Source organism: Bacillus sp. AFS037270 (assembly GCF_002585305.1).
In genome coordinates, this window is record NZ_NUNF01000111.1 from 1 (window position 1) to 625 (window position 625).

Consider the following 625-nt stretch of genomic DNA (forward strand, 5'->3'; position numbering starts at 1 on the left):
GCATCACCTGTCCAGCCAAGTCTTTCATCCCTTTGCGGACAATCTGTAGGGATGTCCAGAAAATTGCCTCTCTGCCCCCATTGGATATTACTTTGCAGTTGGTTTACAAGGGGATTAGAACTTGTAAATGTTCCCGTCTCTTCCATCTCTGTATGAAGTACGCAGGCAGTAAAATTTTCGAGTTCTATATCCTCAAGTCCCTCAATGCAAATATAACGGAAGCCATGGAAGGTGAAGTGCGGCAGGAAGGTTTGCTCTTCTCCATTGCAAATATAAACATCATGGGATATTGCCTGACGAAGGGTGTCTGGATAAAAATTCCCCTCTTTATCCAATACTTCCGCATGTCGGATGGTAATTTTCTGCCCTGGTTCACCTTTTACCTTGACCTCTACAAAACCAGTCATGTTTTGGCCGAAGTCGATTAACTTCTCCCCTTTTGGGGTTACAATATAATCTTTAGCCGGAATTTTTTCGGTAATACTTACAGGCTCACTTTCCTGCCCAATAAAAAGGTCTTTGTTAAAAGAATATCCTACTGTGTTATAGGACCTTTCCTCTTTAAAAGTGGAATCAATGGTTTCTCCCATATAAATTTCACTGCTACGGATCTTTCCAGTTGTCA

1 protein-coding gene is annotated in these 625 nt (G+C 41.8%); it reads right to left on the minus strand.

What is annotated here, in order from left to right; all coding sequences use genetic code 11:
- Nucleotides 1-590: family 78 glycoside hydrolase catalytic domain (locus COD92_RS30655; protein ID WP_218014496.1), on the minus strand; the 590-nt coding region annotated here is incomplete at its 3' end.
- Nucleotides 591-625: the final 35 nt, after the last annotated feature.